10 protein-coding genes are annotated in these 14,345 nt (G+C 66.6%); 1 reads left to right on the top strand and 9 read right to left on the bottom strand.

Annotated features, from left to right (window positions below; translation table 11 throughout):
* Positions 1-25: 25 nt before the first annotated feature.
* The 4 genes from FIV50_RS04495 to FIV50_RS04480 all read right to left on the bottom strand — a co-directional run bounded on the left by FIV50_RS04495 (position 26) and on the right by FIV50_RS04480 (position 4,084).
* Positions 26-889 (bottom strand): ketose-bisphosphate aldolase, encoded by an 864-nt coding sequence (locus tag FIV50_RS04495; RefSeq protein WP_140036386.1) that lies wholly within the window; start codon positions 887-889, stop codon positions 26-28.
* Positions 890-933: 44 nt separating this feature from the next.
* Positions 934-1,779: a carbohydrate ABC transporter permease gene (locus FIV50_RS04490; protein ID WP_140036385.1), complete on the bottom strand. Its 846-nt coding sequence runs from the start codon at positions 1,777-1,779 to the stop codon at positions 934-936.
* A 2-nt stretch (positions 1,780-1,781) separates the two neighbouring features.
* A complete protein-coding gene (locus FIV50_RS04485) occupies positions 1,782-2,705 on the bottom strand; it encodes a carbohydrate ABC transporter permease (RefSeq protein ID WP_140036384.1) in 924 nt (307 codons plus the stop codon).
* An 83-nt stretch (positions 2,706-2,788) separates the two neighbouring features.
* Positions 2,789-4,084, bottom strand: a complete 1,296-nt coding sequence (locus FIV50_RS04480) for an ABC transporter substrate-binding protein (protein WP_140036383.1) — start codon at positions 4,082-4,084, stop codon at positions 2,789-2,791.
* 248 nt (positions 4,085-4,332) lie between these two features.
* On the opposite strand from FIV50_RS04480, the gene FIV50_RS04475 reads away from it, so the two are divergent.
* Entirely contained in the window at positions 4,333-5,136 is an 804-nt protein-coding gene (locus FIV50_RS04475) for a DeoR/GlpR family DNA-binding transcription regulator (protein WP_140036382.1), read from the top strand.
* A 43-nt stretch (positions 5,137-5,179) separates the two neighbouring features.
* Here FIV50_RS04475 and FIV50_RS04470 read toward each other — a convergent pair whose 3' ends face one another.
* From FIV50_RS04470 to FIV50_RS04450, 5 genes are all read right to left on the bottom strand, one after another.
* Entirely contained in the window at positions 5,180-5,449 is a 270-nt protein-coding gene (locus FIV50_RS04470; protein WP_140036381.1) for an HPr family phosphocarrier protein, read from the bottom strand.
* 51 nt (positions 5,450-5,500) lie between these two features.
* Positions 5,501-7,543 (bottom strand): PTS fructose transporter subunit IIABC, encoded by a 2,043-nt coding sequence (locus tag FIV50_RS04465; protein WP_140036380.1) that lies wholly within the window; start codon positions 7,541-7,543, stop codon positions 5,501-5,503.
* A 25-nt stretch (positions 7,544-7,568) separates the two neighbouring features.
* Positions 7,569-8,507, bottom strand: a complete 939-nt coding sequence (locus FIV50_RS04460; protein WP_140036379.1) for a 1-phosphofructokinase family hexose kinase — start codon at positions 8,505-8,507, stop codon at positions 7,569-7,571.
* Positions 8,504-9,316, bottom strand: a complete 813-nt coding sequence (locus tag FIV50_RS04455; RefSeq protein ID WP_140036378.1) for a DeoR/GlpR family DNA-binding transcription regulator — start codon at positions 9,314-9,316, stop codon at positions 8,504-8,506. Before FIV50_RS04455 ends, FIV50_RS04460 begins: the two co-directional genes overlap by 4 nt.
* Before the next feature lie 169 nt (positions 9,317-9,485).
* A complete protein-coding gene (locus FIV50_RS04450) occupies positions 9,486-14,129 on the bottom strand; it encodes an ExeM/NucH family extracellular endonuclease (RefSeq protein WP_140036377.1) in 4,644 nt (1,547 codons plus the stop codon).
* Between the last annotated feature and the right edge of the window lie 216 nt (positions 14,130-14,345).

Below are 14,345 nucleotides of genomic sequence, written 5' to 3'. Positions count from 1 at the left end.
CCGATCATCCTTCCGAGGTCGAGGTTCAGTACAGCGAGGCCTTGCCGTCCGCACCGAACAGGTCGATCTTCTCAGCAGCCGTGGCCTTCATGGCTTCAAGCGCCATCGGCTGGATCGCGTTCGGCTCGCGCAGACGCTGATCGGTGCCGAGGATCTCGCGCATGCGGTTGTGGTACGACACCTTGATGTCGCTGGAGATGTTGATCTTGTTGACGCCCAGCTCGACCGCGCGTCGGAGCTCGGCATCCGGGTTCGAGGAACCGCCGTGCAGCACCAGGGGGATGCCGATCGCCGCCTTGATCTCTTCGAGCAGATCGTGGCGCAGCTCGGGGTTCTTGTCGCTCGGGTACAGGCCGTGCGAGGTGCCGATCGCGATGGCGAGGCTGTCGACACCGGTCTCCTCGACGAAGCGCACCGCGTCGACCGGGTTCGTGTAGATGATCTCGGCCGCGCCCGACTCGCCGTAGCTGTCGTTCGCCCCGATGGTGCCGAGCTCGCCCTCGACCTGGATGCCCACGGCGTGCGCGGCGTCGACGACCTTGCGGGTCAGCGCGACGTTCTCGTCGAACGGCAGCAGCGAGGCGTCGATCATGACCGAGGTGAAACCGGCCTTGATCGCGGTGATGATCTGCTCGTAGCTGCCGCCGTGGTCCCAGTGGATCGCGACGGGCACGCTCGAGCGGTGCGCACGGGAGTGCATCGCCGCGATCAGATCGGTCGTGATGTGAGACACCTCGTCGGGGTGGATGGCGATGATGACCGGGGCGGTCTTCTCCTCGCTGATGTCCATGACGCCGTTGAACATCGCCCAGTCGCTGATGTTGAACGCCGGGATGGCGAAGTTGTTCTCGTTGGCGACATCGAGGATGGATTTGCCGGTGTAGAGCACGTGTTTCTCCTGTTTCGTGGTGGTGGTGAATCCGTCGGACGACGTCAGCTCTTCACGGACCCCGCCGTGAGACCGCTGATGAAGTACCGCTGGAAGATGAGGAAGAGAATGAGCACGGGGATCGACCCGAGCACGCTCATCGCCATGATCTGGTTCCACTCGTATGAGTGCTGGCCCATGAGCAGCTGGATGCCGATGGGCACGGTGCGCATGTCGATGGTGCGCGTCAGCGTGAGGGCGAACAGATACTCGTTCCACGCGATCATGAACGTGTAGATGCCGACCGAGACGATGCCGGGCACCGAGATCGGCACCAGGATGCGCCAGAGGGCGGTCATCGACCCGGCGCCGTCGACGCGGACGGCCTCGTCGAGCTCCTTCGGCAGGGTGTTGAAGTAGCCGGTCATCATGATGATCGCGTAGGGAAGCGTGAACACCATGTAGGTGAGGATCAGCCCGAGGTAGGAGTTGTACAGGCCGAGCGCGACCATGAGTCCGAAGTACGGGATCAGGAGCGTGATGGGCGGAACAGCCTGCACACTGACGATCACGACGTTCAGGATGCGCTTGCCGCGGAACTCGAACCGGCTGAACGCGTAGGCCGCCTGGATCGCCACCATCAGGGTGAGGATCGTGACCGACCCGGCCACGATGTAGCTGTTCAGGAAGAACCGCATGGTCTCGGGGTTCGTGAAGATCGCGATGTAGGCGTCGAACGAGAACGTGTCGGTGATCAGCCGCGGAGGCAGCTCGAAGATCTGGGTGTTCGACTTGAACGAGCTCGACAGCATCCACAGCACGGGGCCGGCGGCGAAGACCGCGCCGATGAGGAGACCGATGGTCAGGCCGGTCTTCGCGACACGGCGCTGGTTGACTGCGGTGAGAGCCATGATCAGTCCCTCGCTTTCTGGTGACGGACGTAGAACACGGCGAGCACCATCGACATCAGCAGGACCAGCACGGCGGAGGTCGCCGCGAGCGAGAAGTCGTACTTGGCGAAGGCGAGCTTGTAGGTGAAGGTGCTGAGCACCTCCGTGACATCGATCGGTCCGCCACCCGTGGTCATCCAGATGAGGGCGAACTGCTGCGAGGTCCAGATCAGGTCGAGCAGCACCAGGCTGATGATGATGGGGCGCAGCTGCGGGATGGTCACGTTCCAGAACCGTTGCACACTGCTCGCGCCGTCGACGGTCGCTGCCTCGTGCAGTTCGGCGGGGACCCCCTGGAGACCTGCGAGCAGGCTCACCATGAAGAACGGGTAGCCGGCCCAGATGTTGATGAAGATGATGGTGCCCAGCGCGAGCTGCGGAGAGGCGAGCCACTCGATGTCGGTGTTGAGCAGGAAGTTCACCACGCCGTTCGGAGCGAGGAGCATGCGCCACAGCACCGCGATCACCGCGACCGTGAAGAGCCACGGCAGCACGTAGAGAGCCCGGAAGAGGGAGCGCGAGAACCGGCCGAGCAGCGGGCTGTTGAGCATCATCGCGAACGCGAGACCGAGCACGAGGTGAGCGGCGACGCTCACCACCGTGAACAGGATGGTGTTGCCCGTCGCCTTCCAGAAGCCGGGATCCGAGAGGATCTCGACGTAGTTCCGGATTCCGACGAACTCGGGCGACTTGTTCAGGATCACGTTGTCCTGGAACGAGTAGCCGATCACCATCACGATCGGGATGATCATCAGCACGAACAGCAGGATGATCGTCGGCGAGAGGAATCCGTACGACTCCGTGGTCTTGCGCAGCTGTCGGCGTCGCCGCGACAGCGATACCCCTGTGACGATCACCTCGGTGTCGTCGGACATCTTCAGGCTCATGAGAACCGGTGCTCCTTGGTTGGTCGGGTGCCGCACCGCACTCGTCGCGATGCGGCACCCCGTTCAGGTGGGGAGGCGGAGGATCAGAACTCGCCGACCCACTCCTCCTGTGCCTTCTGGAGCGCGTCGTCGATCGACTGCTGCCCGTCGAAGGCCGACTGCAGCTGCTCTCCGAGCTGACGCATCAGCTCTTCGGCGACCGGGAGCCCGGTGAACTCGTTGGCGGGGTAACCGGCCTGGTAGATCTCGAATGCCTGCGCGAACAGCTCATCGTCTTCCACGAATCCGGGAACCGACGTCGAGTTGCCGGGGAAGGCGTTGGCCATCGTCGACAGCTCGGAGTTGGTCTGCTCGCTCATCAGGAACTCGACCAGCTTGAACGCCGCCTCCTTGTGCTCCGAGTTCTCGGCCACGCCGATTCCCCAGGATGCGTAAGGGATGCCCCGCTCGCCGTCGTAGCCGTCCTCAGCCGGCAGCGCCGAGATCGAGAACTGCAGGTCGGGGTTCGTCTCGCGGATCAGGTTGATGTGCGCCAGCGAGTCGATCATCATGCCGACCCGACCGTTGGTGAACTCCTCGACCTTGTCCTGCTCCTTCATCGTGAAGGAGCCCGAGGCGATCGAGCCGTCGTCCCACATGCCGCCGATGAAATCGACCGCCGAGGTCACGTCGTCGTTCGTCAGGTCGGGCTGGCCGTCCTTCAGCATCGAGCCGCCAGAGGCCCATACCCACGACATGACGTCGTTCTGCACGCCGTTGGGAGCCTCGAGCGAGAGCGGGAGGACCCAGCCCGAGACATCGCCGCCGAGCGCCGAGACCTTCGAGGCTGCATCCGCGAACTCCGTGCGGGTGGTGGGCGGGGCGGTGACGCCCGCCTCTGCCAGCAGGCTGTCGTTCGTGAACATCGGGTAGACGAAGTTCACGACCGGGATCATGTAGGTGCTGCCATCGACCTGGATCTGGCTGGCCAGCTCGCTGTCGTCGTAGTCGTATTCCTCCATCAGAGCACTCAGGTCGGAGATGACGCCCTGAGAGGCGAAGTCGTTCACCCACGCGCCGTCGAGACCGACGACGTCGGGCATGGTGCCGGATGCTGCTCCGGCGAAGAGCTGCTCTTTGGTCGATGCGTACGGTCCGCTCACGAGCTCGACCGTGATGCCCGGGTTCGCGTCTTCGAACTCGTCGATGAGCGCCCGGAACTCGCCGTCGGGGAGTTCGGGCTCCCACCACTGCGCGAATTCGATCGTGACGTCTCCGCCGTCCCCGCCGTCGGTTCCGCTGTCGCCTGCCGCGCACCCAGCCACGGCCAGGACTGTCACGGCTGCTGTCGCGGCGCCGGCGAGCTTGAGAATGCGTCGCCCTCGTCCCACTGTGATCATCACTTCTCCTCTTCGAGATCGTGCCGCACACGCGCTTCGATGCTTGTTCATGCGGTTTTGAGCAATGTTATGCCGTCATTTGCGAGAACGTCAAGCACTTCTTTGCGCTATTCGATGGATGTACTCACAGATTCATCCCACTTCCCCGCCACGGCGGGCGCTGCAGACCCAACCTCCACCGCATCCGATCTGCAGTTTTCTGCTGAAGTCTGCCGACTTCCTCGCTCTTATGTGCTAGAGATGTGTGCATGGAAGCAACCGCACCGTCACCCAAGCGCCGCCTCCCGGCGGGCCGGAAGGCGGATCTCGCCTCGTACGTCGAGCAGGTGGGAGAAGTGACCGTCGGCGGCCTCGCCGAACACTTCCACGTCTCGATCGACACGATCCGTCGCGATCTCGATCAGCTCGACCGCGAAGGCGTCGTGATCCGCACGCACGGAGGAGCCGTCAGTGCGGAGGGGCAGCTCAAGGACCGAGCGCTCGACGTCCGCCTGCGGATGCAGACCGAGGAGAAGGAGACGATCGCTCGCCTCGCCGCGGGGCTCATCGACGACGGCGCGGTCGTGATGCTCAACGCCGGAACGACCACCCTGGCCCTCGCGCGGGCCCTTCGCAATCACCGCGACCTCACGATCGCCACGAACAATCTGCGGATCCCCGCCGAGATCTCCCCCTCGGCCTTCCGCGACCTCTACGTGTTCGGTGGCGCCGTGCGCGCGATCACCCAGGCCACCACCGGACCCGTGACGTTCATGATGACCCCGGGCGGACCGGAGGTCGACATCCGCTGCGATCTGGCGCTGATCGCCGTGGGCGCGATCGATGAGGCGGGCTTCTCGACGTCGAACATGGGCGACGCGAACATGATGGCCGAGATGATCCAGCGCGCCGACCGCACCGCCATCCTGGCCGACTCGTCGAAGTTCGGCCGACGGCTGTTCGCCCAGGTCACGACCCTCGATCGGGCCGACTACCTGGTCACGGATGCCTCCCCTGCACCCGACTTCGCCGCAGCGCTCACCCAGGCCGAGGTCGAGATCGTCAGCCCCTGACCCCGTGAGGTCAGGGGCTGACGGCCCGAGAGGAAGGGCGACCTCAGACGGCGTCGAGATCCGTCTCGAGCAGCGCTGCCAGCTCGTCGAGGGCCTGCTCCGCCCCCTCAGCATCGGAGCGCAGAGTGACGGTCGTCCCCTTCGATGCCCCGAGGCCCATGAGCGCGAGGATGCTGCCGGCGTTGAGCTCGGCACCACCGCCCGTCGAGATCGTCACGGGTATGCCCTTCTCCTGCACGGCCGCCACGAACAGCTTGGCCGGACGAGCGTGCAGGCCGGAGCCGCTCGCGATGATCGCCTGTCGTTCTGTCATGTCGATCTCTCTCCTTCGTTTCGTGTCCCGACGCGAGTTCCGCGCCGGTGGTCAGGCCGCCGCAGCGGCGAGGGGTACTTCGCTCGATGTCTTCGACCTCGCGAAGCGCTTGAGGCCGACCACGGCGAACGCGCTGACAAGCGTTCCCGCCACCAGCGCGAGAAGGAAGCCCCAGATGGGATCGATCGCGAAGAAGACGAAGATCCCCCCGTGCGGTGCGAGGGACTGCACCGACAGTGCCATGCTCAGCGCACCCGTCACCGCTCCTCCGAGCATCGACGCGGGAATCACCCGCAGCGGGTCCGCAGCAGCGAACGGGATGGCCCCTTCGCTGATGAAGGACGCACCCAGGAGCCACGCCGCGACGCCGTTCTCGCGCTCCACCGGAGTGAACAGCCGGCGGTCGAGCACGGTGGACGCGAGCGCCATGGCGAGCGGAGGCACCATCCCTGCGCACATCACCGCGGCCATGATCAGGTACGGAGTGGGGTTGTCGGTGGAGGCTGAGGCGAGTCCGGCGGTCGCGAAGGCGTAGGCCACCTTGTTGACGGGGCCGCCGAGGTCGAAGCACATCATCAGCCCCAGGATCACCCCCACCAGGATGATTCCCGATGTGCCGGCGAGTCCCGTCAGCCAGTCGTTGAGCACGAGCATCAGCCAGGCGATCGGTCGACCGAGGAAGAGGAGCATGAGACCGGATGCCGCAAGCGACGCCAGGAGCGGGATGATCACGACGGGCATCAGGCCGCGGAGCCAGCGCGGGGCGTCGATGCGGCCGATGGCCCAGGCGACCACACCGGCGAGCAGACCGCCGACGATGCCGCCGATGAAGCCGGCGTTCATGAGCACCGCGACGGCACCGGCGACAAACCCGGGGGCGATGCCGGGTCGGTCCGCGATGGCGAAGGCGATGTACCCGGAGAGTGCCGAGACCAGGAAGCCCATCGAGGTCGCGCCGATCACGAACAGCACCGATCCGATGTACTGCCCTAGCCCGCCCGCGGGAAGATCCCACAGCGCGTTCTCGAGGATCACGGTGAACGCCTGGTTGTCGGCGTTCACTTCGTAACCGCCGAACAGGAATCCGAGTGCGATGAGCAGACCACCACCCGCGACGAACGGGATCATGTAGCTCACACCCGTGAGCAGGATGCGCTGGATCCGCCGACCGATCGACTGCGGGGCGGCAGCGGACGAGGCACCGGATGCGACAGAGGCCGTGGTTCCGGAGACCCGCGCCGCTGAGGGATCGCCCGCCGCGGCGATCGCCTCGGCGATGAGCTGCTTCGGTTCCTCGATGCCGCGCTTGACGCCCGAGCGGATGACCGGCTTGCCCGCGAAGCGTTCCTGCTCGCGCACATCGACGTCGACCGCGAAGATCACCGCGTCCGCCTCATCGATGACGCTCTGCGGCAGCGCCTTGTACCCGCTGGAACCCTGCGGCTCCACGACGAGGTCGATGCCCTCTTCGCGGCCGGCGGCGGTCAGTGCGTCGGCGGCCATGAACGTGTGCGCGATTCCTGTGGCGCAGGCGGTGACCGCGACGATCCTCGCTGTCGGGGCTCCTCCTGCCGCAGAGGATACGGCAGGAGTCACCGGCTGCGCCTTGTCGTGTGCATCGGCGGGCTCACCGGCGACCGGCTCATCTGCGATCGCGGCGTCGACGATCCGGACCACCTCGTCGGCAGAACCCGCAGCCCGCAGCGCACCCGTGAACTCGTCCTGCATCAGACTGCGGGCGAGCTTGGACAGGATCGCGAGGTGAGCCTCGGCGGCGGTGTCCGGTGCAGCGATGAGGAAGACGAGGTCGGCGGGACCGTCAGGCGCGCCGAAGTCGACGCCGGGCTCGAGCCGGGCGAACGCCAGAGTGGCCGTCGTGACCGACGCGCTCTTCGCATGGGGAATCGCAATACCGCCGGGAAGGCCCGTCTCGTCTATCTGCTCGCGGGCCCAGGCGTCGGCGAAGAGCGCCTCGCCGCTGCGGGCGCGCCCCTGCTCGGCGACCCGCTCTGCGAGGGCGCGGATGACAGCCGCCTTGTCGGTGCCGAGCGGCACGTCGATGCTGACGAGCTCGGCGGTGATGGTGTCGGACATGATGACCTCCAGTGGTCGTCAGTGATCAGATCGATCGGACAGAGATGTCGTGGTGCCCCAGGTCGGCCGGTGTCGGCACCTGAGACCCGGGGAGTGACGCCGCGGCGGCGCCGTAGCGAACAGCTGCGGTGAGTCGGGCCGCAGGATCCGCTCCCGCGAGGTCGGCGAGCAGGTATCCCGCGAGCGAGCTGTCTCCGGCACCGACGGTGCTCACCAGGCGGATCCGCGGCGCGGCGGCGAACCATGCGCCCCGAGCCGTCACCAGTGCCGCACCGGCTCCGCCGAGGGTGACGAGCGCGGCTGCGACGCGGTCGGGAACGACGGCGCGTACGGTGTCGACGAGATCCTCGGGGCTCGCCCCATCCACGGCCGTTCCGAGAAGCTCGGCGAGCTCTTCGTCATTCGGCTTGATCAGGTCGACCGCTCCGTGCGCGACGACCTCGCGGAGGGCGGGGCCCGAGGCGTCGACGGCGATTCTCGGCGCGCGATCCCCCCACCGTTCGCGCACGGCACGGACGACGTCGACGTAGAACGAGGCGACGGCTGACTCGGGAAGCGACCCCGCGAGCACCAGCCATCCGGCATCCGCGCTCGCCTCGACGACGGCCTCGACGACGGCTTTCGAATCCGCGGGACTCAACGGGCTCCCGGCGAGATTCACCTTGGTGGTGACCCCGTCGGGATCCGTGATCGCGAGGTTCGTCCGTATCGTCCGCGAAACGGGAACCGGGATCGTCGCGACGCATGCTGCGGCGAGTGGGGTGCGGTATGGGTCATCGACCGCGAGCGGCAGCACAGCCACGGTGTCGGCGCCGGCCGCTGCGATCACGCGCGCGACGTTGACGCCTTTGCCCCCGGCCTCTTCCCGCGACGATAGAGCGGCCTGCACCTCGCCGGGTCGCAGAGGTGCCTCGAGCGCGATCGTCCGGTCGAGTGCGGGATTGACGGTCAGGGTGACGATCATGCGATCCACACCTCGACGTCCGCGTCGGCGAGCGCTGTCGCGAGGTCTGCCGGCGGCTCCGCATCCGTCACGAGCACGTCGATGTCACTCAGAGACGCGAACGAGACGAGCAGCTCCCTGTCGTGCTTGCTCGAGTCCGCCACCACGATCACCCGACGTGCCGCGCGGACGATGGCGGCCTTGACGGACGCCTCTTCAGGATCCGGAGTGCTGAGACCGAAACCGGCGGAGATTCCGTTGGTCCCGATGAATGCGACATCAGGTCGCAGACGACCGATCACCGCGACCGTCTCGGCGCCGACCGCCGCGGCCGTGACTCCGCGGATCCGGCCGCCGATGACGGTGAGCGAGATGTCCTGCGCGACCGCGAGCACCGGAGCGATCGTCAGGGAGTGCGTCACAGCCTCGACGCGTGCACGCGAGCCGTTCGTAGAAGGGTATCCCTGCGGCGCGGTGGCGGCGCGAGCGGACAGCCCCTCGGCCACGGCCGCAGCGGTCGTGCCCGCGTCGATGAACACGGAGCCGTGGAACTCAGGGCCCAGCGCCGCCAGAGCGCGGTCGGCGATGGCCCGCTTCGCGGGGCCGTGCTGCTGGATGCGCTCGAGAACCGAGGACTCATTCGTGCTGTCGTCTTTCGCGACTGCTCCCCCGTGCACGCGGACGAGCGAACCCGTCTCCTCGAGCGCTGCGAGGTCGCGGCGGATCGTCTCCGTCGTCACGTCGAAGCGGTGCGCCAGGTCTACGACCGAGACTCGTCCGTCGTCGGCCAGGATCCGTTCGATGCCCTGCTGTCGCTCCATCGCGTACATCGCTGCTCCGTTGCTCCGTTGCGGGTGGGAAACTTTCCCACACGATACAACAGAAAACAAACTAAAAACAAGTAGCGATGTGGTTATTCCTTCGGTGCGTGCACGAAGGCTCCGGACGACGAAGCGGGCCGGGGGATCCCTCCCCCGGCCCGCTCGTCATTGCATCAGATCAGAACCAACCGTTGAGGAGATCCCACAGCCAGTCGATGATGCCGCCGATGATCCCGCCGATGCCGCCTGCGCGGTTGACGGTGACCGTGGCGGTCGCCTCGTCTCCGTCTGCCTGCGACACCGCGACCGTATACTTACCGGGCTGAGTGCTCTTCGGCACCGTCACCGAGGTCGAGAAGGTGCCGTCGGTCTTGACCTGGACGGTGCCGACCTCGACGGCCGATCCCTTCTTCGGTCGCAGCTCGACGGTCACGGTCTCATCCGGCAGGTAGCCCTCGCCCGTGACCGTGAGCTTCTTGCCCGCGGCCACCTTCGACGAGCCGAGGTCGATCGAGCCGGCGAACTCGGCCGGTTCCTCACCCGCGATCGTGAACGGCACCTGCACGGTCGTGCCCGTCCCGGCGACGGCGACGGTGAGCACCTGCTCTCCGAAGACGCCCGACGGAACCGTGAAGCCGAGCGACGAGCGCCCGCCCTCATCGGTCGCGTCGACGATCGTCGGGTCGACTGCACCGGCGGCGAGCTGCGTGCCGCCGAGCGACAGCGTCACCTCACCCGGCGCCTGCTCCCCCGCGCTGAACGCCAGCGACGAAAGCGCGACGGTCACCTGGTCACCGGCGCTGTAGCCGTCGGCATCCGGGGCGCTGACCGAGACACCCACCGCGCGCTGCGCGAGGTCGGGAGTGGCCGTCTGGTTCGCGTCGAACCAGTCGACCATCGACTGCAGATCGATCTTGCCGGTGTCGCGCTTGCCCGCCCCCTCGCGGAAGGTGAAGAAGTTGTCTCCACCCGCTGCCAGGAACGAGTTCGCTGCGACCGTGTAGTTCGCCGTCGGGTCGATTTGCGTGCCGTCGAGCGTGATCGAGGTGATCCTCGAACCCTGAGCCGCGGCGGGGTCGTAGGTGTAGACGAGCCCTTCCGAGACGCCGAGCTTGAGGAACGGTCGCGCCGAACCGGCCGGCTGCCACTGTTCCTCGAGCACTCCCTTGAGCTGCGCGCCTGTGAGCGACAGCGTCACCAGCGTGTTGGCGAACGGCTGCACCGTCGCCGCCTCGCGGTAGGTGACGTTGCCGTTCGGGTCGTTCGCGTTCGACGAGGCGTATGTCAGGTTGGCACGGATGCCGCCCGGGTTTATCAGCGCGATGTCGGCACCGGTCGACCACTTCTGCACGTCGGCGACGAAGTTGCCGATGGTGGACTCGCCACCGCGGTTCTCCGAGCCGTTCGCCTGGCGAGCGCGGTTGAAGTCGGCGGTGATGTCTCCGACCTTGACCGCGCCGAGCACGTCTGCCTCGGCCTTCGCCTTCGCGACGATGTCGGCGACCTCGGGAACCGCCGGGTACAGGGCGGTTCCGCCGGAGGTGAGGGGCTTGATCTCGTTGGTGATCGAGATCAGGTCCTTCGTCTTCGGGTCGACCTGGAGGTTCATGAGACCGAGGTTCTCGCCGTACTGCCCTGCCGAGATGACCGGGCGGCCGTCGATGACGTGGTTGTACGCGAGGTGAGTGTGAGCCGACACGATCGCGTCGACGTCTTCATCGACCCCGTAGACGATCTCGCCCAGAGGCGAGTCCGGAGTGATGCTCGACAGCTCGGCACTGGAAGCGCCCTCGTGGACGAGGAGGATGACGACATCCGCCTCTCCGTTGGCTGCGTCTCCGTCGCGGAGGTCGTCGGCCACGGCGTTCACCGAATCGACGATGCTGCGCACCTCGAGATCCGCGATGCCCTCAGGGGACACGAGCGAGTCGAGGTCTTCGGTGACTGCGCCGACGAAACCGACGCGCACGCCGTCGAGTTCCTTCACCCATGCCGGTGCGAGCGCGGGCTCGCCGGTCTCGGTGACGAACACGTTCGACGAGATGTACTCCCAGTCCGCGCGGTCCTGCACGCGGTCTCGCAGGTCTTCCCAGCCCTGGTCGAACTCATGGTTGCCCGCAGCGCTGACGTCGAGACCGGCCGCGTTGAGCGCGTCGATCGTGGGGTTGTCGTCGTTGATGAACGAGGTGAACGTCGAGGCCCCGATCAGGTCGCCGACGCCGGCGAAGATCGTGTTCGGGTTCTCCGAGCGGAACTGCTGCACCGCTCCCGCGACGACCGCCGCGCCCGCGGCAGCCCCGTCGGCTTCGATGCGCCCGTGGAAATCGTTCATCGTGACGACGTCGATGCTCACCGGCGGGATCTCAGAAGAGACTCCGACGACGATCGGGTCGTGGTCGCTGGAGCGGAACGGCGTGCCCGCCTCGGTGGCGCCGAACGCGTATCCGCGATCGCTCCACTCCGGAGAGTTGATGCTCCACACGCCTGCGCCCGTGATCGACTCGGCCAGCGACGGTGACGCGAGCACGTGATCGAGCGAGCCGAGCTCGCCGTCGAACGTGTACGTGTGCTGGCCCGGCGCCTTCTCGCCTGCGACGTCGCTCCACCCCTCACTCGTGAAGACCTCGATCGGGTCTTCCTTCGCGTAGGCGTTGAAGTCGCCGATGAGCAGGATGTCGCTGCTCCCCGTGACCTCTTCGATCTCCTCGGTGAAGCTCTTGAGCGAGTTGGCCTGCTTCACACGATCGGCGTTGAAGAAGCCCTGACCGTCAGCCGGCTCGGTGCCGCCGCCCTCGGGCGCCGACTTCGACTTGAAGTGGTTCGCCACCACGGTGACGACGCGCCCGTCGATGTCGAACGCCTGCGCGATCGGCTCGCGCGCGTTGTTCCACACCGTCTCATCCGTGACCGTGAGGCTCTCACCGACGGTGCCGACGGCATCCTTCTTGTAGATGATCGCGTTGGTGATGAAGTCGGTCGTCGCCGAGTCGTTCAGCTCGTCGGGGGTGCGGACGTAGTCCCACTCCTCGCTGCCGAGCGCGTCGTTGAGTCCGTCGACCAGGTCGGCGAGCGCCTCATCGAGGGTGCCGCCCAGCTTGATCGAGTTCTCGATCTCCATCAGCGACACGATCTCAGCGTCCAGTCCGTTGATCGCCGCGACGATCTTCGACTTCTGGATCTCGAACTGGGCCGCGTTCGCCGCGCCCCGGGCGTTCGAGTTCTCGCTCTTCAGCGTCGTGAAGTAGTTGAAGACGTTGAACGATGCCACCTGCACATCGCCGCCCACCGCCGGAGCCGAGTCAGCGCGAGGGTTCGTCGCCTCGAATCCCACCTTCAGCTCGGCGGACGAGGTGCTGTCGATCGGCACGACCGGCTGCAGACGCCAGTCGTCGAAGCCGTACTGGAGCACGTATCCGCTGTCGCTGAAGTCGACGGTGTCGCCGTTGCGGACGATGAGGTCCTTGGTGAAGTACGGCTGGTCGTTCGGGTGGCCGCTGTTCGAGACCTGGATCGACCATCCGTCATCGAGCAGGATGCGGTTGGCCCGGTTGGCCGCCGCGATCGCCGAGGCCTCGGCGCCCGGACGCGTGGTCTCGGTGCTCTTGACGTTCAGGTCGGCGCCGGCGTTCAACCAGAGCGTTCCGAAGTTGAAGAGCTGGTGGCTGGACGCGAGGCGGTATGTGCCCGCGGGAGCCACGTACATGTTCTCGTACTGCTCGCGGTCGACGCCGACTGCGGCGTCAGGAAGAGGCGTGACCTCAGGAACGCCCACGCCTGCCTGCACCACGGAGATGCCGTTCAGCGACGCCGGGTTGAGCTGGGTCTGGCCGAAGTACTCGCTGACCGAGCCGGTGATCGAGACGAGGTCTCCGATCGCGAGCGTGGGAGCGAGCGCGTTCAGGAAGACGAAGACACCGTCTGATGCTCCCGGCGTCGCGTCGTTCGACCCGCCGGAGCCCTCGGTCTGGATGACGATGCCCTTGTAGCCGCCGGTCCGGTAGTCGGCCGTGACGACGCCCTCGACCGTGACGGTCTGGCCGTTCAGCGGCGAGACGTCCGTCGTGCCCTGCACCTCGGCGATGGACACCTCGGTCGGCTCGGGCTCGGGCTCTGGGTCCGGGTCCGGATCGGGAACGGTGCCGGCGTTCTGCGGCGTGATGGTCGGCGACAGGCTGAAGTCGGCCTTGTTGTCGTCGGTGTCCTTGCCGCCGGTGCGGTTGAGCGACTTGACGTCGGTGTTCCCTGCGGGCGGCGTCGCCGCGGCGGTCTCGAACGTGTTCGAGGTGCCGTAGCCGAGCACGTCGATGACACCGTCGACACCTGTGACCGAGCCGGGGGTCAGCGTGATCGCCGCCGTGCCCTCGACGAGTGCGAGTGTGCCGTTCGTGCCGCTGGGGTTGAGGGTGCTCACGGCGTCGGCCGTGGGCAGTGCGGCGCCGTTGGCTCCGTTGCTGCCTGCCTGAACGAGATAGTGGCCGCCCGCGGGGATGACGCCGGTCAGCGGTGCGACGCCGTTGGAGGCTGCGGTGCCCGTCGCGGATCGGTACTGCAGTGAGAGCCCGTCGAGGGTGACGGGTGCCGCCGTGGGGTTGTAGAGCTCGACGAACTTGTTCGTGAACGCGGCACCGGCGCTGCCTCCGGAGAGGTACGCCTCGTTGATCACCACCCCGGTTCCCGAGACATCTGCGGAGGCTGGCGCGACGATCAGGGCGCTGGCGCCCAGTGCGGCGACGCAGGTGGCGGCGAGAACGCCGAGACGCCCCCGACTTCTGCGATCTGACCCGGGAACCTGGCGGTTCGCGGCGTCGGGAGCGGACATCATCTGTGTTGTCTCCTCGGGTGTGGTCTGGCGACGGATCTCGTGAAACCGCGGCTGTGCGAGCTCTCAGCTGACGCACATGTGAGCGAGCATACGGAGGCCCTCGGACAACCTCAACGGAGTTTTCCGATTGGTAACCAAGCCCTCACCGAACGTCCGAAGGCGCCCCTGACGAAGGTGGAACATCGTGCGAGCAAGCGCTCAGATGCGCGCAGGCCT

The sequence above is a fragment of the Microbacterium foliorum genome (genome assembly GCF_006385575.1).
Taxonomy (GTDB): domain Bacteria; phylum Actinomycetota; class Actinomycetes; order Actinomycetales; family Microbacteriaceae; genus Microbacterium; species Microbacterium foliorum_B.
Note: the sequence above shows the minus strand (reverse complement) of the source record. Positions and strands in the feature narration are given on the sequence as shown.